19 protein-coding genes and 1 riboswitch are annotated in these 18,065 nt (G+C 62.6%); of the genes, 14 read left to right on the top strand and 5 right to left on the bottom strand.

Going from position 1 to position 18,065, the window contains the following annotated elements; translation table 11 throughout:
• The coding region (locus VFG26_RS06795) for a cobalamin biosynthesis protein (protein WP_325023570.1) at positions 1-322 on the top strand (322 nt) is incomplete at its 5' end.
• Here VFG26_RS06795 and VFG26_RS06790 read toward each other — a convergent pair.
• From VFG26_RS06790 to cobU, 3 genes are read right to left on the bottom strand one after another with little or no spacing between them, the layout of a single operon-like run.
• Positions 306-1,778, bottom strand: coding sequence for a cobyric acid synthase (locus tag VFG26_RS06790; protein ID WP_325023569.1), 1,473 nt, complete (start codon positions 1,776-1,778; stop codon positions 306-308). The two genes, VFG26_RS06795 and VFG26_RS06790, sit on opposite strands and share 17 nt — an antisense overlap.
• Complete coding sequence (gene cobO / locus VFG26_RS06785; protein ID WP_325023567.1) at positions 1,778-2,392, bottom strand: cob(I)yrinic acid a,c-diamide adenosyltransferase; 615 nt, start codon at positions 2,390-2,392, stop codon at positions 1,778-1,780. Before cobO ends, VFG26_RS06790 begins: the two co-directional genes overlap by 1 nt.
• Positions 2,393-2,402: 10 nt before the next feature.
• Positions 2,403-2,927 (bottom strand): bifunctional adenosylcobinamide kinase/adenosylcobinamide-phosphate guanylyltransferase, encoded by a 525-nt coding sequence (gene cobU / locus VFG26_RS06780; RefSeq protein WP_325023566.1) that lies wholly within the window; start codon positions 2,925-2,927, stop codon positions 2,403-2,405.
• Between the two features lie 62 nt (positions 2,928-2,989).
• A riboswitch (cobalamin riboswitch) is annotated at positions 2,990-3,169 on the top strand.
• A gap of 171 nt (positions 3,170-3,340) precedes the next feature.
• Between cobU and cobW the strand changes: the two genes are divergently transcribed.
• The 6 genes from cobW to cobJ are packed head-to-tail and all read left to right on the top strand — an operon-like array spanning position 3,341 to position 11,027.
• Positions 3,341-4,378, top strand: coding sequence for a cobalamin biosynthesis protein CobW (gene cobW / locus VFG26_RS06775; protein ID WP_325023564.1), 1,038 nt, complete (start codon positions 3,341-3,343; stop codon positions 4,376-4,378).
• On the top strand, positions 4,378-7,644 hold the full coding sequence (cobN, locus tag VFG26_RS06770) for a cobaltochelatase subunit CobN (protein WP_325023562.1): 3,267 nt from the start codon (positions 4,378-4,380) through the stop codon (positions 7,642-7,644). Before cobW ends, cobN begins: the two co-directional genes overlap by 1 nt.
• Positions 7,641-8,909 (top strand): precorrin-3B synthase, encoded by a 1,269-nt coding sequence (gene cobG / locus VFG26_RS06765; RefSeq protein ID WP_325023560.1) that lies wholly within the window; start codon positions 7,641-7,643, stop codon positions 8,907-8,909. The genes cobN and cobG overlap by 4 nt, the downstream gene beginning before the upstream one ends.
• On the top strand, positions 8,906-9,535 hold the full coding sequence (locus VFG26_RS06760; protein WP_325023558.1) for a precorrin-8X methylmutase: 630 nt from the start codon (positions 8,906-8,908) through the stop codon (positions 9,533-9,535). Before cobG ends, VFG26_RS06760 begins: the two co-directional genes overlap by 4 nt.
• Positions 9,532-10,275 (top strand): precorrin-2 C(20)-methyltransferase, encoded by a 744-nt coding sequence (locus VFG26_RS06755; RefSeq protein ID WP_325023556.1) that lies wholly within the window; start codon positions 9,532-9,534, stop codon positions 10,273-10,275. The genes VFG26_RS06760 and VFG26_RS06755 overlap by 4 nt, the downstream gene beginning before the upstream one ends.
• On the top strand, positions 10,272-11,027 hold the full coding sequence (gene cobJ, locus VFG26_RS06750; RefSeq protein WP_325023554.1) for a precorrin-3B C(17)-methyltransferase: 756 nt from the start codon (positions 10,272-10,274) through the stop codon (positions 11,025-11,027). Before VFG26_RS06755 ends, cobJ begins: the two co-directional genes overlap by 4 nt.
• On the opposite strand, the gene VFG26_RS06745 is transcribed toward cobJ, so the two are convergent.
• Positions 11,000-11,785: a cobalt-precorrin-6A reductase gene (locus VFG26_RS06745; RefSeq protein ID WP_325023551.1), complete on the bottom strand. Its 786-nt coding sequence runs from the start codon at positions 11,783-11,785 to the stop codon at positions 11,000-11,002. The two genes, cobJ and VFG26_RS06745, sit on opposite strands and share 28 nt — an antisense overlap.
• Before the next feature lie 17 nt (positions 11,786-11,802).
• Here VFG26_RS06745 and cbiE point away from each other — a divergent pair, with 17 nt between their 5' ends.
• From cbiE to VFG26_RS06710, 7 genes are all read left to right on the top strand, one after another.
• Positions 11,803-13,026, top strand: coding sequence for a precorrin-6y C5,15-methyltransferase (decarboxylating) subunit CbiE (cbiE, locus tag VFG26_RS06740; RefSeq protein ID WP_325023549.1), 1,224 nt, complete (start codon positions 11,803-11,805; stop codon positions 13,024-13,026).
• Positions 13,023-13,400, top strand: a complete 378-nt coding sequence (locus VFG26_RS06735; RefSeq protein ID WP_325023547.1) for a cobalamin biosynthesis protein — start codon at positions 13,023-13,025, stop codon at positions 13,398-13,400. The genes cbiE and VFG26_RS06735 overlap by 4 nt, the downstream gene beginning before the upstream one ends.
• Before the next feature lie 5 nt (positions 13,401-13,405).
• On the top strand, positions 13,406-14,164 hold the full coding sequence (cobM, locus tag VFG26_RS06730) for a precorrin-4 C(11)-methyltransferase (protein WP_325023545.1): 759 nt from the start codon (positions 13,406-13,408) through the stop codon (positions 14,162-14,164).
• A gap of 10 nt (positions 14,165-14,174) precedes the next feature.
• Positions 14,175-15,503 (top strand): cobyrinate a,c-diamide synthase, encoded by a 1,329-nt coding sequence (locus VFG26_RS06725; RefSeq protein WP_325023543.1) that lies wholly within the window; start codon positions 14,175-14,177, stop codon positions 15,501-15,503.
• Between the two features lie 182 nt (positions 15,504-15,685).
• Positions 15,686-15,895, top strand: a complete 210-nt coding sequence (locus VFG26_RS06720) for a NepR family anti-sigma factor (RefSeq protein ID WP_325023541.1) — start codon at positions 15,686-15,688, stop codon at positions 15,893-15,895.
• Positions 15,882-16,436 carry a sigma-70 family RNA polymerase sigma factor gene (locus VFG26_RS06715; protein WP_325023539.1) on the top strand — a complete coding sequence of 185 codons (555 nt, stop codon included), beginning with the start codon at positions 15,882-15,884 and terminating at the stop codon, positions 16,434-16,436. Before VFG26_RS06720 ends, VFG26_RS06715 begins: the two co-directional genes overlap by 14 nt.
• Positions 16,437-16,552: 116 nt before the next feature.
• Positions 16,553-17,362, top strand: coding sequence for a response regulator (locus tag VFG26_RS06710; protein ID WP_325023537.1), 810 nt, complete (start codon positions 16,553-16,555; stop codon positions 17,360-17,362).
• A gap of 73 nt (positions 17,363-17,435) precedes the next feature.
• On the opposite strand, the gene VFG26_RS06705 is transcribed toward VFG26_RS06710, so the two are convergent.
• Positions 17,436-17,921: a PRC-barrel domain-containing protein gene (locus tag VFG26_RS06705; RefSeq protein ID WP_325023535.1), complete on the bottom strand. Its 486-nt coding sequence runs from the start codon at positions 17,919-17,921 to the stop codon at positions 17,436-17,438.
• Between the last annotated feature and the right edge of the window lie 144 nt (positions 17,922-18,065).

The raw sequence follows: 18,065 nt of genomic DNA, 5'->3' as shown, positions 1-18,065 counted from the left end.
GACCGGGTTGCTGTTCGCGGCAGCGGCCTTATTCGTGCCGGGCGCCTCGCCAGCGGCGGCGCTCGAGGCAATGTCGCGCGATGCTTCCAAGCATAGGTCGCCGAATGCCGGCTGGGCCGAAAGCGCGATGGCGGGCGCGCTCGATTTCAAACTCAATGGTCCGAAAATTTATGGCGACGTGCGTGTGGAGGATGCGTTCATGGGCAACGGCCGCCGCGATCTGACGGCGGATGACATCGATGCAGCGCTGCGCCTGGCGATGATTGCTTGGGGCATCATGGTTGCGACGCTGCTCGCCTTGGCCGTCATTCTGCGAGGCTGAGAAGCTCGTCGATCGCCACGTGCCGAGCCAGATGCTCGGCAAAGCCATCAAGAATGTTGTCAATCTCGCTTTCGTATCTGAAGGCGGAAGCTGCAACTCCGAAGCCGGAAAGAACGGCCGCGCGTGCTGCGTCGGAGGAGAAGAGCCCGTGGACGTAGCATCCTGCGATGCGGCCGTTCGGTGATGTCGCGCCGTCGCTGCGGCCATCGGCAAACGTCAGGATCGGGCGGGCAGTGTCCGGACCCACTGTCCGGCCCACGTGCATCTCGTAGCCGCGAAAAGCCGCGCCACTGCCGTTGAGAGATCCGGCCACAGCCGCGAGTGTTTTCTCCATTCCAAATTCCGTCTCGATGTCGAGCAGTCCGAGGCCTTCCACAGTTCGAGGCGGGCCTTCAATACCTGCGGGATCGGAAATCCGCTTGCCCAGCATTTGATAACCGCCGCAAAGGCCGAGCACGCGGCCGCCGCGGCGAGCGTGGGCCTTGATGTCGATATCCCAGCCCTCAGTGCGAAGGGCGGCGAGATCGTCGATCGTCGCTTTCGAGCCTGGCAGCAGAATGAGGTCTGCATCAGGGGGGATTGTCTGACCAGTTTCGATCATCGTCACGACGACACCCGGCTCGCTGCGCAGCGGATCCAAATCATCGAAATTGGAAATGCGCGGCAGGACCGGAACGGCGATGCGCAGCCTTGCGTCCGTATCGGACTTCGTTGCTTTGGCGAGATCGCGAAGGGCGAGCGCATCTTCGGCCGGCAGCTTTCGCGCGTCGTTGAAGAACGGCACGAGGCCGAGCGGCGTCCATCCCGTCATTTGGGCAATTGCCGTCATGCCATCGGCGAAGAGAGTGGGGTCGCCGCGCATCTTGTTGACGATGAAGCCGCGGATCATGGCTGCATCTTCGCGGTCGAGAACGCGCTGCGTGCCGACAAGGCTGGCGATGACGCCGCCGCGGTCGATGTCGCCGATCAGGATGACGGGCACATCGGCAGCGCGGGCGAAGCCGAGGTTGGCAATATCGTTCTTGCGGAGATTGATTTCGGAGGCGCTGCCTGCGCCTTCGACGAGAACGATATCGGCATCGGCTTTCAGCCGGTGAAAGCTATCGAGGACTGCCGGCATGAGAGACGGCTTCTTTGCTTGAAAGTCGCGGGCCCGGGAGGAGCCGATCATCCGTCCTTGAACGACGATTTGCGCGCCCGTCTCGCTTTCGGGTTTCAGCAGAACGGGGTTCATGTGAACGGTGGGCGCAACCCGGGCAGCGCGCGCCTGCAGGGCTTGCGCACGGCCGATCTCGCCGCCATCGGCCGTCACGGCCGCGTTGTTCGACATGTTTTGCGGTTTGAAGGGCAGCACGCGCATGCCGTGGTTGGCGAGAAGCCGGCAAAGTCCCGCAACCATCAGTGATTTGCCGATGTCGGATCCAGTCCCTGAAAACATCAGTGCCCGCGCCGGCATTAGAATTCGATGCCTTCCTGCGCTTTGACGCCCGTGGCGAAGTGATGCTTCACGGCGGCCATTTCCGTGACGCCGTCAGCGAGCGCGATCAATTCCGGCTTGGCGTTGCGGCCCGTCACGACGACGTGGAGATCGGGCCGCCTTGTGCGGAGGGTTTCGATGACATCTTCGAGCGGCAGGTAGTCGTAGCGGAGCGCGATGTTGAGTTCGTCAAGGATGAGAAGGCGGATCGAGGAATCTGCCATCAATTCTTTCGCTTTCGCCCAAGCGCGCTCAGCTGCTCTGATGTCGCGCGCTTTGTCCTGCGTTTCCCACGTGAAGCCTTCGCCCATCGTGTGCCAGGAGACCTGATCGCCGAACATCCGCAGCGCGTCGCACTCGCCCGTCTTCCATGCGCCCTTGATGAATTGCACGACGCCGATGCGCCAACCGTGTCCAAGCGCGCGCAAGGCTAATCCAAAGGCTGCTGTCGATTTGCCTTTGCCCGGGCCGGTGTGTACGAGCAGCACGCCTTTTTCAATCGCTTTCGATGCGACCTCCGCGTCTTGCACGGCTTTGCGCTTGGCCATCTTGGCCGTGTGGCGTTCGGCGTCGGTGTCCGATGGATCGCTCATCACGTCGCCTTCAGCCTTTCAAGGTGAGCGGCAAGCCGGCGGCCACCAGTACAACCTTATCCGCTACGGCTGCGATCGTTTGATTGAGGCGTCCGGCTTCATCGCGGAAGGCCCGTGCGAGTGCATTATCGGGCACGATGCCGAGGCCCACTTCGTTGGAGACGATGACGCAAGGTGCGATGCGCTTCGACAGAGCGACGATCAAATCCTCCGTCGCATCGGGAATTGAACGCTCAGCATGCATCAGATTTGAAACCCATAACGTCAAGCAATCTACGAGGGATGGTAGCTCGGACGTTCGATCCATCAGAGTGTCGGCTATTTCGAGCGGCGTTTCATACTCGACCCAGCCGCTGCCCCGGCGCCTTTGATGCTGTTTGATCCGCGCGTGCATCTCATCGTCGAACGCTTCAGCCGTTGCAATGTAGGCCCAGGGTCCAGGCACGCTCATCAACATTTTTTCAGCGTACAGGCTTTTGCCGGAGCGTGCGCCTCCGAGAACCAGGGTCAGTTGCGGCAGGGGCGGCGTCGGCATGGTCGGTCGGCTTTCGGATGGATTTCGATTTGCGATGGCGATTGACGAAGCAAAGGCGCTCACTTATCGGTGGTGTCGACGGTCCCTCGCAAGAGGGTTCAAAGGGAATGCGGTATTTACTCCGCAGCTGCCCCCGCAACTGTGAGCGGTGAGCGCTGGCGATATGACCACTGGGAAACCGGGAAGGTCGCCAGACGCTGAGACCCGCGAGCCAGGAGACCTGCCGTCGCAGAATTGTTGTGACCCGTCGCCGGTGGGGCGAGAAAGGTTAAAATGTACTTCACGATGCTGCGCGCACGGTGTTGCGCGCCCTTCCAGTATTCACCTGAATCGCGTGTGAAAGCTCGCATTGGAGCTTTCGCGGTAAAGCCGCATTCGCGTTTCTGCGCCCAGAAACTCGTGGAGTTTGCACCATGAGTGCGCGCAAGGTGCCTGTCACCATCGTCACGGGTTTCCTGGGCGCAGGTAAGACAACGCTCGTGCGGCACGTGATCGAGAACGCGGAAGGGCGGCGCTTGGCCCTCATTGTCAACGAATTCGGCGATGTCGGCGTCGATGGCGCCATCCTGCGTTCGTGCGGTATTGCGAATTGTCCCGAGGAAAACATCGTTGAGCTGACGAATGGATGTCTCTGCTGCACGGTGGCAGATGATTTCGTGCCGACGCTCGAGGCTTTGCTTGGGCGTAATCCGCCACCTGAGCACATCATTGTCGAGACATCGGGCCTCGCGCTGCCGAAGCCGCTGATCAAGGCTTTCGAGTGGCCCGACATTCGCAATCGTGTAACGGTTGATGGCGTCGTGACAGTTGTCGACGGGCCGGCTGTGAAGGCCGGGCGCTTTGCGGACGATCCAGTGAAAGTTGCGGCGCAACGTGCCGCTGATCCTTCGGTCGATCATGAGAATCCGCTCGAGGAAGTCTACGAGGATCAGCTTCTTTGCGCCGATCTCGTTGTTCTGAACAAAGCCGATCTGCTGACGACGGATGAGGCAAGCGCGATCATCCAGGAAATCAACGGTAACATTCCGCGCGCGATCAAGATCGTGGCGACGCGCGAGGGCCGCGTGCCTTCGAGCGTGTTGCTAGGGCTTTCGGCGGCGGCGGAGAACGATCTCGCGGCGCGCCAGTCACATCACGACAACGAGACCGATCATGACCACGATGATTTCGAGACGTTCATTGTCGAGGTGCCGGCGCTTGCGTCGCCCGGGGATCTCGCCTCGCGTGCGAAGGCGATCGCAGACGCGCACGACGTGCTGCGCGTCAAAGGTTTCGCGGCAATCGACGGCAAGCCGATGCGGCTTTTATTGCAGGGCGTGGGATCGCGCGTCGATACGCGATACGAGCGGCCATGGCGAGATGGCGAGCCGCGGCTCGGAAAAATCGTCGTCATCGGCCAGAGGGGCCTTGATCGAGAGAGCATCACCAGGACTTTGACAGGCGCTGTCTAATGCACATCGTCGTTCGCGAGAGCCGGGATCTCGATGAGGCGGCCGTGCCTCAGGATCTTGGGCTTGCGCCTGCTGATCTCATCTTTCTGTCGTTTTCCGATTCCGATCTGGCGATGGCGGCGGCGGCGTTCCGTGCAGTTGGCGAAAGCGATCGGCCGAGCCTTCGCGCGGCGAACTTGAACGCGCTTCGGCATCCGATGTCGGTTGATCTTTTTACTGACACGACGCTTAAGGGCACGAAGGCGGTGCTTATCCGTTTGCTCGGCGGGCTCGATTATTGGCGTTACGGCGGCGAGCAATTTGGCAAGCGCTGCCGCGAGGTTGGCATTGCCCTGGCCATCGTGCCGGGCGACGGCCGTCCCGACATGCGTCTCGATGCGCTGTCAACGGTTGAGCCTGAGGATCTGACGCGGCTTGGCGCGCTTTTGGATCAGGGCGGCGTCGAGAATACACGTGCAGCGCTGCAAGGTTTGCTGGCTCTGGCGGAGCGAGACGAGTCGCGTATTCCCGAGCCAGCGGTCATTCCAAGCTTTGGCATTTATCGCGAACGTGCGGAGGTGCCTGGCGCTGGCGGAACAGCCGCGGTGATTTTCTATCGTTCGCATCTGCTTGCGGGCGACGTGGCGCCGATCGATGCGCTTGTCGACGCGCTTGGCGCGCGAGGTCTTGCGACGGCGGCGCTTTACGTGCCCAGTCTCAAATCGCCGGATGCCTCTGCGTGGCTTGCGGGCGAACTGAAGCGGCTGGGTCCGAGCGTCATCATCAACGCAACGGCGTTCGCCGCGCGTGATGGTGAACAAGGCTCTCCGCTCGACCGGTCTGATTGTCCGGTTCTGCAAGTCGCTTTGGCAAACGCCTCGCGCGAGCAGTGGGAGACTTCGCAGCGCGGGCTTGGTGCGTCGGATCTGGCAATGCACGTTGTGCTGCCGGAACTCGACGGGCGCCTTTTCGCCGGTGTCGTGTCGTTCAAGGAAGAGGACGAGCTTGGCCGCGATCTCGGAATATCGCTGTTGCGGCATGCTCCTTACGAAGCGGGCATTGCCCACGTCGCCGACCTCGCGAGCGCCTGGGTGAAGCTGCGGGCCTTACCACGAAACGACAAGCGGATTGCGCTGCTCTTATCGACGTATCCGGGGCGGCCGGATCAGATCGCGCATGCGGTCGGACTCGATGGGCTCGAAAGCGCCTGCAAGATTGCGGCGCGTTTAAGTGATGAAGGTTATGCCATTTCGGCCGCGCCTGAAGGCGCGATCGATCTCGTCCAGCGGCTTGGTTCAGAAGCGCCCGCGGTGCGGTGGGCTCTCGAAGATTATCGCGCCGCTTTCAACCAGCTTACTGAAGCCTTTCGTAAAACTGTCATGGCCGCGTGGGGCGAGCCGGAAGCGGACGGCTTTGCTGCTAACGGCGCATTCTCGTTTCGCATTGTGACATGCGGTCATTTGCTTATCAGCTTGCAGCCGGAGCGCGGGCAGGCGCAGGACCGAAAGGCGCAGTATCACGATCCTGTCACTCCGCCCCGCCATAGCTATGTCGCGTTTTATCTCTGGCTCCGGCAGGTCGCGAAGATCGATGCGCTGATCCATCTCGGCGCTCATGGCACGCTCGAATGGCTGCCGGGTAAGGCAATTGCCGGCAGCGATGCGTGCGCACCGCGCGCTTTGCTCGGACCGCTGCCGATGATCAACCCGTTCATCGTCAATGATCCGGGAGAGGCGGCGCAGGCGAAGCGCAGACTTGCTGCCGTGACGCTCGGGCACCGCCCGCCGCCGATGACCGAAGCGGGATTGTCCGGGCCGTTGAGCGAACTCGAAGGGCTCGTCGATGAATTTTCATCCGCCGACGGATTGGATCCGCGGCGGCGGAAGGTTCTGTCCGGAGAGATCGTCGATGCTGCCGTTCGTGCCGGTATTGCCGAGCGGTGCGGCCTCGACGCGAACATGCCGGCTAGCGACGCGCTGATGCGCATCGATGCTTTTCTCTGCGACGTGAAGGAGCTTGCCATTCGCGATGGTCTGCATGTGCTCGATGAGAATGAGCTTGATGCGATTGTTCGCGCGCTGGATGGGCAGTTCATAGAGCCGGGGCCCGCAGGTGCGCCGAGCCGCGGGCGTTCCGATGTGTTGCCGACGGGGCGCAATCTTTACAGCGTTGATCCGCGCAGCGTGCCGACGGCGACGGCATGGGCGAATGGAAAACGCGCAGCGAGGGCCATTCTCGATCGGTATGTGAGCGATCACGGTGATTGGCCACGCGCCATCGTGCTCGATCTGTGGGGCAGCGCGACGCTCCGGACCGGCGGTGAGGAGCTTGCGGCAGCGCTGGCTCTGCTCGGCGTCAGGCCGGTTTGGGATCATCGCTCGTATCGCGTGACGGGCATCGAAACGGAAGCCTTGGCGGAGCTAGGACGTCCTCGGGTGGACGTGACGCTGCGCATTTCGGGTCTCTTCCGCGATATGTTCGGTGCGCAGCTTGCGCTGTTCGACAGTGCTGTGTCGCTCGTCGCCGGTTTGGCGGAAGACGAGGTGGACAATCCGTTGCGTGGCCATTCTGCGAGCGGCAGGATCGATCGCATTTTCGGTCCTCCCGACGGCAGCTATGGCGCGGGTGTGATGCAGCACATCGATCGCGGGGATTGGGCGAAACGCGAGGAGCTTGGCCAAGCTTATCTGTCGAGTTCTGCGCACAGCCATCGCAGCGATTCGGCTGGTGCCGAAGCAGGAGATGCTTTCAAAGATCGTGTGAAAGCTGCGGATGCATTCGTCCACGTGCAGGATCACAGCGAGATCGATCTTCTGACCGGCGGCGATTTTGCTGCGCACGAAGGCGGATTCGCAGCGGCTGCTGCGGCCCTTGGGAATGGCGACGTCGCGCTCTATCACGGTGATACGGCTCGGCCGGAGAGCCCGCGCGTGCGGACGCTGCAAGAAGAATGCGCGCGCGTCATTCATGGCCGTGCCGCCAACACGTGCTGGATTGCGGGACAGATGCGGCACGGTTTTCGCGGGGCGGCCGAGATGGCGCAAACTGTGGACGCGGCATTCGCGTTCGCGGCCACGGCGTCTGCCGTAGATAACGGCGGCTTTGAGCGGCTTTACAACGCGTATCTCGGAGATCCCGCTGTTGCGGCATTCATCGAACGCGAAAATCCAGCAGCGATGGAGGCGATGCGCCGGCGTTTCGCGGAAGCCGTTTCGAGCGGGCTCTGGCAGCCGCGCCGCAACGATTTGCAAGCGCCGTCAGGCGGGCCACGGGAGGCCGCCGAATGACCGCGCCTCCGCATTTGATCAAAGGTTGGTGTCCCGGCGCGCTTCGGCCGATGACCTCGGGCGATGGTTTGCTTGTGCGCATCAGGCCGCGTGCAGGGGTGTTTACCATTCCTGCGCTCCAGCTCATTGCGGAAGTGGCAGAGCGGTTCGGCTCGGGTGAGGTCGATCTGACCAATCGCGGTAATCTGCAATTGCGCGGCTTATCAGAGGACAGTCACGACGGCGCAATCGCCGCGCTGCGAGATGCGGGTTTGATTGATCGCACGCCGGAGATCGAAGCCGTGCGCAATATCGTTGTCGGTCCGCTGAGCGGAATTGATCCCGAGCTTGCCGACATTCGCGGACTGGCGGCGCGATTCGAGGATGTGCTTGCAGAGGATTCACACCTTTGGGCGCTTCCGGCGAAGTTTGGCTTCAGCTTTTCGGGAAGCAGAGAGCTGCACGTTGGTGGCCGGACGGCTGATGTCATGGTCGCATCGCTGGACCGCGGTTTCGTCATCGGTCTCGATGGAGCGGCGGATCTTTGCGCGGCCGTGCCAGAAGATTCGCTGATTGCAGCGGTGCATGGATTGGCACTCGTGTTCATTGATCTTGCTGCGCGCGATCCGGCTCTCAGGCGTATGGGGGATGCCGTTGCGCGGTTTGAAGCCACCCGCATTTTCGAGATGGCCGGACTGAAGGCCTCACCCCGCTCATGGGAAGCAGAAACTCATTCCCCGCCCGCCGGACTGCTGGCGCGAGGAGATGTTGTGTTCGGGGTCGGCGTGGGCTTGCCGTTCGGGCGGATCAATGCCGGTCAGCTCAAGAGACTCTGCGAAGCGGCAGGGCAGGCGAACGCCGGAGCGGTTTTCACGAGCCCGAAGCGCATTCTCGTTTTCTCAATTGCTGACCGTATTTGCGCAGAACGGCTTCTGCATGCGGCCGATGAACTGCATCTGATTTCGTCAGCCGATGACGTTCGCTTGGGGATGGACGTTTGCACCGGATCACCGGGATGCCGGAACGCCACGACCGATACGCGCCGCGATGCGCAGCGTTTGGCCGAAACCTTGAACGGCGCCTTGCTTGGTCATTCCGTTCACATTTCCGGTTGCGCAAAAGGGTGTGCGTGCCGGTCGCCGGCGGATGTCACGGTCGTCGCACACTCCGGACGCTATGATCTCATCCGCAACGGCTGTCCCGGCGACGCGGTCGCGATCGCCGGCCTAGAGCCAGACGACATCAGCAACGCCGTTTCGCGGTTCATTTTGGAAGCGGCATCATGACCGTTCAGGATTACATCCGGGAGGGCGCGGCGATCTACGCGCAGTCGTTCGCGATCATTCGCGCGGAGGCGGATCTCGCGCGGTTCTCGGCAGAGGAAGAGCGCGTCGCGGTCAGGATCATCCATGCCTGCGGTATGGTCGAGATTGCGAAAGACATCGTGATGTCACCGACGTTTGCGCTCGATGTAGCGTCCGCGCTGGCTTGCGGTGCGCCCATTCTCTGCGACTCCATGATGGTCGCCAACGGAATTACGCGTGCGCGGCTGCCTGCGGACAATCCAGTCGTCTGCACGCTTCGCGATCCGCGCGTGCCTGAGATCGCGGCTAAAATCAGGAATACACGGACGGCTGCCGCAATGGAGCTGTGGCGGCCGCAGCTCGGTGGTGCGGTCGTCGTTGTGGGCAATGCGCCGACGGCGCTCTTCCGGCTTCTTGAAATGCTGGATGCGGGCGCGCCGAAGCCTGCGGCCGTCATCGGCATGCCTGTCGGTTTCGTCGGCGCGGCGGAATCCAAAGAGGCGCTCGCGAGCGACGGGCGGATTCCGTTCGCCATCGTGCGCGGACGCAAAGGTGGCAGCGCCATGGCCGCGGCAGCCGTCAACGCGCTGGCAAGCGAGGCCGAATGACGAGTGAGAAATCCGGGACGCTGTTCGGCGTCGGCCTTGGGCCTGGAGATCCCGAGCTCATGACGCTGAAGGCGGTGCGCGTGCTCGGTGCAGCGCCCGTCGTCGCCCATTTCCGCAAGAGCGGGCGGGCGGGTCACGCACGCACGATTGCGAGTGCGCACATCTGCGAAAGGGCGATCGAGACGGCGTTTGATTACCCCGTCACAACCGAGATCGATTTCCGCGAAGAGGGATATGTCTCGGCGATCCGCGAATTCTACGCGCGCTGCGCCGAAACGATTGCGGGGCATCTCACTGCCGGGCGCGATGTGGCGCTGTTATGTGAGGGCGATCCATTCTTCTACGGATCGTTTCTGCATATGTATGATCGCATCAAGCAGGCGCATCCGGTGACGGTGGTGCCGGGCATCACGGGCATGTCGGGATGCTGGACGGCGGCGCGCGCGCCGATCACCTATGGCGACGATGTTCTAACGGTTCTGCCGGGGACGCTCGATCGCGCAGTGCTCGCGAAGCATCTCGGTGGCGCAGACGCGGCCGTGATCATGAAGGTCGGTCACAACTTGCAGAAAATCAAGGAGGCGCTGACCGACGCGGGGCGCTTCCACGATGCGATCTATGTCGAACGGGGAACGATGCCGGGCGAGCGGATCGTGCCGCTCGCGGAACTCGGAGATTGTGCTGTTCCCTATTTCTCCATCGTGCTGCTGCCGGGCGGCCGCGGGCGGCGCATCGCATGAAGGGTGAGCTTGTCATAGCGGGTCTGGGGCCGGGGCCTGAAAGCTGGGTGACGCCCGCAGCGCGGGCTGCCGTGGAGGCTGCCGAGATGATCCTCGGTTACACGCCCTATGTGAACCGCATTGCGGCGCGGCCCGGGCAGGTGATCGAGGCCTCCGACAATCGCGAAGAGTTGGCGAGAGCTAAGCGCGCACTGGCGTTTGCGGCCGAGGGCAAGCGCGTTGCCGTAGTGTCCGGCGGAGATCCTGGCGTGTTCGCGATGGCCGCCGCCGTCTTCGAGGCCATCGAAGAAAGCCCGGCCTTGAGTGAGGGCGTCGATATTCGCGTCGAGCCCGGCGTGACGGCGATGCTCGCTGCGGCGGCGCGGATTGGAGCGCCCTTGGGGCATGACTTCTGCGCCATTTCGCTGTCCGATAATTTGAAGCCGTGGGCGACGATCGAGAAGCGGTTGCGGCTCGCGGGGCAAGCAGACTTCGTCATTGCGCTCTACAACCCGGCATCGAAGGCGCGACCGCAACAGATCAAGCAAGCGTTCGAAATTTTGAGTGGCGTGCTGCCGCCTGAGGCAGTCGTCGTGTTCGCGCGCGCTGTGGGAAGAAGCGATGAGGAGATCGACGTGACGACACTCGCGCGGGCGGCGGATATGCCCTGCGACATGCGCACGCTTGTCATCGTCGGGTCGCGCGCGACGCGCCAGGTGAAGTCTGCCGATGGCCGCGCCTGGGTTTATACGCCGCGTTCGGAGCGAAGCTGATGGTGCCTCGTAATCCAGGCAAGCGCGGCCTCAACGGACGTTACCGTCTCGCGCGCAGCGATAGCGGGGCGGCGAACCATGTGGACTTTTATACCGAGCTTTCGCGCCGCTTCGATCTTGGCATAGGCGGCATTGCCGCCAGCATTTTTGGCAAGTACGTGGCGGATGCCGTGGCGGCTGAAGAGCTCGATGTCGTCTTCCGCGCGGAAAGGTCCGCGCGCCGCGATCATCGTCGCGTGCGGAAGGTTTGCGGGCGCGTCGCTCGCATCGACGACGCGGATCAGGTAGCGGTGCTGCGGGGCTTTGCTCAGTGCGGGAATGGCCTGGCGGCCAAGCGCGGAAAAAACGTTTTGCGGAGCTGCCGGGAGGCCAGCGATAGCAGCTTCGATGCTGTCGTACTCGATCCAGTCATCGCCGCCGGTGCGCGTCCAGGGCGGCCGCTCGATCGCGAGCAGCGGGATGCCAACGGCTGCGGCGGCAGAAATGGCGTTCGCGCTCATGCGGGCTGCGAAAGGGTGCGTCGCGTCGATGACGAGATCGATGCGCGCGTGCGCCAGGTAAGCGGAGAGACCGTCGACGCCGCCGAAGCCACCGATGCGCACGGGCAGCGGGCTCGCAACAGGATTTGCCGTGCGGCCAGCGAGGGAGAGCGTTGCGGCGAGACGTTTATCGTCCGCCAACGCCCGCGCAAGAGCAGCCGCCTCGGTCGTTCCGCCAAGGAGCAATACACGCAACGGACTGTCGGGCTTCGTGATCATGCCGGGAGCCCCATGCCATGAGCGGACGATGGCTGTCCATCATCGGGATTGGCGAAGACGGCCGCAAGGGTTTGTCTGCGGCTGCATGCACGTTGCTCGATGCGGCGGAACTCGTCGTCGGCGGCAAGCGGCATCTCGAACTCGCGGGCGACACGCCGGGAGAGAAAGCAGAGTGGGAGAAACCGCTCGAAGCGACGGCAACGGCGATCCTGGCGCGGCGGGGAACGCCTGTCGTGGTGTTGGCGTCGGGCGATCCGTTCTGGTTCGGTGCGGGTGTGACGTTGGCGCGGTCAATTCCGTTCGAGGAGATGCAGGTTTTGCCTGCGCCCTCGAGCTTCTCGCTCGCCGCTTCACGTCTGGGATGGCCGTTGCAGGATGTGACGACGCTCGGGCTCAACATGAAGGGGCTGACGCCGCTCATCCGCCGTCATGTGCATCATGGCCGGCGGATCCTGGCGCTGTCACTCAACGGTGATACGCCGCGCGAAGTGGCGAAGCTTCTGAGGGATTGGGGGTTTGGCGAGAGCAGGGTTGTCGTCATGGAGGCGCTCGGCGGTCCGCGCGAACGTATCAGGAGGGTATGCGCGAAGGAATTCGCTTTCGCGGACGTCGATCCACTGAACATCATTGGCGTCGATGTCGTTGCGAGCGCTTCTGCACAGCCGATCGCGTATACGGCGGGGCTGCCCGATGATTATTTCGAGAATGATGGGCAATTGACCAAGCGCGAGATCCGCGCCGTCACGTTGTCGTCGCTGCAGCCCGGTGCTGGACAGATGCTTTGGGATGTCGGTGCCGGCAGCGGTTCGATTGGTATCGAATGGCTGCTCGCGCATCCGGCGAACAGAGCGATTGGCATTGAGCGCGATGCGGCGCGGGCCGCGCGGGCGGTGCGCAATGCCGTCACTCTTGGCGTGCCGCATTTCGATCTTCGCCACGGCGCTGCGCCTGATGCGCTTGAGGGACTGCCGCAGCCGGATGCAATTTTCATCGGTTGCGGTACGGCGGATGGTAAAGTCATCGAGGCCTGCTGGAATGCGTTGAAGCCGGGCGCGCGGATCGTCGCCAACGCGGTTACGCTTCAGTCCGAGGCGGCGCTGCTTGCGGCGCATCAGAGACATGGGGGATCGTTGACGCGCATGAGCGTTGAACGTGCGGAGCCGGTTGGGCGTCTCACCGCGTGGCGTCCGGGAATGCCCGTATTACAGTGGGTTTCTGTGAAGCCTCATGGTGCTGCATGATTGCCATCGGCATCGGAGCGAGCAACTCCGCTCATCCTGACGATTTTGATGCGGCGCTTGAATTGGCTTGCCGCGAAGCGGGCGGATGCGAAGAAGTGGCGACGCTCGCCACCGCAACGTTTGCGCGTCACGTGCAGGCCGCGGCGGAGCGTGCGGCGCTTTCCTTCCGGCCAGTGATGCTCATCGGTTTGCGCGAACGAAGTGCGGACTGCGTGACGCGTTCAAAACGATCGCTGGCGCTCTTCGGTGTAAATTCGATTGCGGAAGCAGCTGCGTTGGTGAGCGCGGGTGCTGGTTCGCGCCTCATCATGCCGAGGCGCGTGATCGGCAATATCACCGTCGCCGCCGCGCAATCACCGGGGCGGGGAGGCTAATCGCGATGACGGTGCACTTCATCGGCGCGGGGCCGGGCGCGGCGGATCTCATTACCGTGCGTGGACGCGATCTCGTCGCGCGCTGCCCGGTTTGTCTTTACGCGGGCTCGTTGGTTCCGCAGGCGCTGCTGGCGTATTGCCCTGAGGGCGCCGAAGTCGTTGACACCGCGCCGATGACGCTCGAAGAGATCATCGCGCGTATGGCGCAGGCGACGCGGGACGGCAAGGATGTGGCGCGGCTGCACTCGGGAGATCTGTCCATCTGGAGCGCGCTCGGCGAGCAGCTCCGCCGTCTCGATCAGTTGGGCGTCGGGTATACGGTGACCCCGGGCGTGCCGGCGTTCGCCGCAGCCTCTGCCGTTCTGGCGCGGGAGCTGACATTGCCCGAGATTGCGCAATCGGTCGTGCTGACGCGAACGCCCGGGCGTGCTTCGGCAATGCCTGAGCATGAGCAGCTCGAGTCCTTCGCTGCGACGCGTGCGACGCTTGCGGTGCATCTGTCGATCCATGCGATCGGCGACGTCGTCAGGCGCCTCCTGCCATTCTACGGGCCGGACTGTCCGGCGGCCGTCGTCTATCGCGCGACATGGCCGGAGGAACAGATCATTCGCGGCACGCTGCAAACCATCGCTGCACAAACAGCTGAGGCCGGACCGGAGCGGACCGCGCTGATCCTCGTTGGCGAGGCACTGGGACGTGACGACTTCCGCGAGAGCGCGCTGTACAGCGTCGACTATCGTCGCCGTTTCCGCGGCGGGTCGTAGGGCTCGCGCCATGGCTGAAGCCGTGATGTCGCCGTTGCCACCAGGATTGATGATTGCGGCGCCGCGTTCGGGTGCGGGGAAGACGACCGTCACGCTTGGACTGCTGCGGGCGCTCGCCCGGCGGGGGCTTGCCGTGCAGCCCTTCAAATGCGGCCCGGACTATATCGATCCGGCGTTTCATGCTGTGGCAGCGGCGCGTCCTTCCTACAACATCGACAGCTGGGCGATGAGCTGGGATTGCGCGGCCGGCCTTCTCCAGCGCTCGTCGCGCGGAGCGGACATCGTCGTTTGCGAAGCGTTGATGGGTTTGTTTGACGGCGTTTCGAAACCTGGGGCATGGGGCAACGGCGCGAGCGCCGATTTGGCCGCGACAACCGGCTGGCCGGTCGTGCTCGTGCTCGACATCTCCGGGCAGTCGCAAACGGCCGCGGCCACGGCTCGAGGCTTCCTTGGATTTCGGGAAGGGGTGGACATCGCCGGGGTTATTCTCAATCGGTCCGGCAGTGCACGTCATATCCGTTTCGCTTCCGAAGCGCTGGAGGCCGCCGGTCTTCCCGTTCTTGGCGCTCTGCCGCGGGAGAGGGATCTGGTCCTGCCGGAGCGGCACCTCGGTCTGGTGCAAGCCGAGGAAACGAAGGAAATCGAGGGCCGGCTCGATGCGCTGGCGGACTTCATCGAGAGGCATGTGGACATAGCGCAGCTTCTCCGCCTCGCAGTACCCGGCTTGGTGGCGGGCGGTCGGCCGAGGGAGCCCAGGGCTCCTGCGCAGCGCATCGCGCTGGCTCGGGACCGGGCCTTCTCCTTCGTCTACCCGCATCTTCTTGAAGCTTGGCGTGCGGCAGGCGCGGACATCGTTCCGTTCTCGCCGCTTAACGACGAGGCGCCCGATCCGCAGGCCGATCTTGTCTGGCTGCCAGGCGGCTATCCGGAGCTTTACGCCGGTGTATTGGCCAATGCGGAGCGCTTCAAGGCGGGTATTTCGACCTTTGCGCAGTCCAGGCCGGTCCATGGGGAGTGCGGCGGCTATATGGTCCTCGGAGCCGGTCTCGTCGATGCGCAGGGTCAGCGCCATGCGATGACGGGGCTACTGGGCCTCGAGACCTCCTTCGCGCAACGCAAGTTGAACCTGGGTTATCGCCGTGCGGAACTTGTCGCCCCCTGCCCACTGGGGCTTGCGGGAGAGCGATTAATGGGGCACGAATTCCACTATGCCAGCGTTCTGGCCTCCCCTGACGAGCCTCTGTTTGCAATGCGAAATGCGGACGGGGAGGAGCTTGCGACGGGAGGCAGCCGCCGAGGCAGCGTTACCGGGTCGTTTTTTCACTTCATCGACAATTAACACCCGCTTTGCCCGCTACTTCTGGGCTAAGCTCCGGCCCGGTTAAGCACGCGCTTAAAGTCAAGTTAACCGGAGGTTCTGGAACTTTTTCGAACCCTGCGCATTTATGTCCGGGAAGGTTCGTCCGGAACCCGGCGTGCGCACACGAGTAGTACGGAATCCGTCAATAGGGTCTTTGCAAAATGGGCACAGGCAGTGATCCCAAACGAGGGGATTCAGCAGTTATGCAGGCACCGTTACCGGTGGAGCTTCAGGGGCAAATCGGCCAACGTTTAAGAGAAGCGTACGTCGAACTCATCAACGAGCCAGTCCCCGATCGGTTCGTGGAACTCCTTCAAAAATTGAAGCAGCGCGAGGAGGAGAGTAAGGAGGACAGTCGTGACGAAAAGTGACGACGACCTGCAAGCTCTCTTGATTGGCGCCGTTCCCAATCTCCGCGCGTTCGCAAATTCGCTCTGCGGAGATCCGACGCGTGCCGACGATCTCGTGCAGGACACGCTCGTCAAGGCTTGGTCCAATCTCGAAGGCTTCGAGAAGGGCTCCAACCTGAAGGCTTGGCTTTTCACGATCTTGCGCAACACGTATTTTTCCGAACTTCGGAAACGCCGCCGCGAAGTCGAGGATGCTGACGGTGCGATGGCCGAACGGATGTCGGTTCTGCCGGAGCAGCATGTCCATATGGACCTCGTAGATTTCAAGAAGGCTTTTGGCGTCCTGAGTGACGACCAGAAGGAGGTTTTGCTGCTTGTTGGTGCGGAAGGCTTTTCGTACGAAGAGGCGGCGGAGATCACCAACGCGGCAGTGGGTACGGTCAAAAGCCGGGTCAACCGCGCCCGTGTTGCCTTGAACAAGGCGCTCGGTTTCGAGGCGGGCGAGAGTTTCAATCCCAACAGCGAATTCGTCGGGATCACGCGTGCAGCCGGGCGAGGTTAGCCTGGGCCAGCCGTGAGCAGAGACGGGTAAGTTCAAGGGTAAGCAGACGCAATACCCATTCGGGATGGTCGGGCACACCGATCCTCCCGCCATTAGACGAGATTACGAGGTGTCAAATGTCGATAGCAGAGTCCATTGCCCCCCATTTGCCGTATCTGCGCCGCTATGCGCGATCGCTGACGGGCAGCCAGCAATCCGGCGACAACTACGTGGCGGCGGTGCTGGAGGCACTGATCGCGGATTCTGAGGAGTTCGACAAATCGATCGCGCCGCGCGTCGCACTCTACCGCACGTTCACGAAGGTGTGGAATTCATTGGCGGTCAATCGCGTGTCCGACGATGATGTGCGGGCGCACGATAAGCCGCTGCCGGAACGCCGGCTTGAATCGATCACGCCGCTGCCGCGGCAGGCCTTCCTTCTCGTCTCGGTCGAGGGCTTTTCGACGGCTGAGGCCGCTCAGGTCCTCGATGTCACGCCTGCGCACGTGACCGAGCTTCTGCAGATGGCAGGCGCCGAAATCGCTGAGCAGCTTTCGGCGGACGTTCTCATCATCGAGGACGAGCCTCTTATCGCGATGGATCTGGAGGCGCTCGTCGTCGACATCGGCCACCGCGTGCAGGGCGTCGCCCGGACGCATCAGGAGGCCGTGGCCGAAGTCAACAAGAAGGCACCTTCTCTGGTGCTTGCCGACATTCACTTGGCTGACGGAAGCTCGGGTCTCGAAGCCGTGAACGAAATTCTCGAAAAGATCAGCGTTCCGGTCATCTTCATCACCGCATTCCCCGAGCGGTTGCTCACGGGCACGAAGCCGGAGCCGGTGTTCCTAATCACGAAGCCATTCGAGCCGGCCGTGGTGAAAGCGATGATCAGCCAGTCGCTGTTCTTCGGTTTGCGATCGAAGAAATCGGGTCAGCGCGCGGCTTAAGCCGCCGCCATCCGGCAGTTAAAAAAAGGCGCGGTTCCGATTGGAGCCGCGCCTTTGTTTTTGACTTGAGTTTTTACTGCGTCTGCGACGGCGCCGTGTTGTTCGGAAGCGTGTCGGCTGCTTCCTTCTCACGCGACGGCGTCAGGCCGCGGCTGTCGCCCTGCTTGCTCGAACCGTCTTCGGTCCAAACATAGCTCGGAGCATTGGAGAGGGCGTCTTTGTTTGCTTCGATCAGAACGAAGCGGTTGCCGTCCCGTTCGGAGAACTTGAGTTCATTGAATGGGACGCCGACGTTCTTTTCGCCTACGCCGAGGAAACCACCGACGCCGATGACGGCGGTCGTCACCTTCCCTGCATTGTCAAGCACGAGATAGTTGATGTCTCCGAGCTTGTCGCCGGCGGTGTTCTCCACCCGCAAGCCGATGAGGCCCGAGGTGCTCTGCTCGCCCGTGGCTTGTGTTTTGACGAACGAGAGCGCCTGGACTGACGTGGTCATCAGTGCTGGCGATACCGCAAGTCCGGCGATGATAACAGCACGGCTCAAGGTCTTCTTGTTCATTGTTATACTTCTCCTAGTGACGTTGCGTTGAGTGAATCGCAACGGCCAACTTTTTGTTCCCTCTGCCTGCGCGCGCAGTCTTGGCGACGTTGCGGTCTGCAAAACAAAAACGGCCGGACCCGCGGTCCAACCGTTCTGAGATTT

The sequence above is a fragment of the Hyphomicrobium sp. genome, from assembly GCF_035687085.1.
Classification (GTDB): Bacteria; Pseudomonadota; Alphaproteobacteria; order Rhizobiales; family Hyphomicrobiaceae; genus Hyphomicrobium_B.
This window is presented reverse-complemented; position numbering and strand designations above follow the sequence as displayed.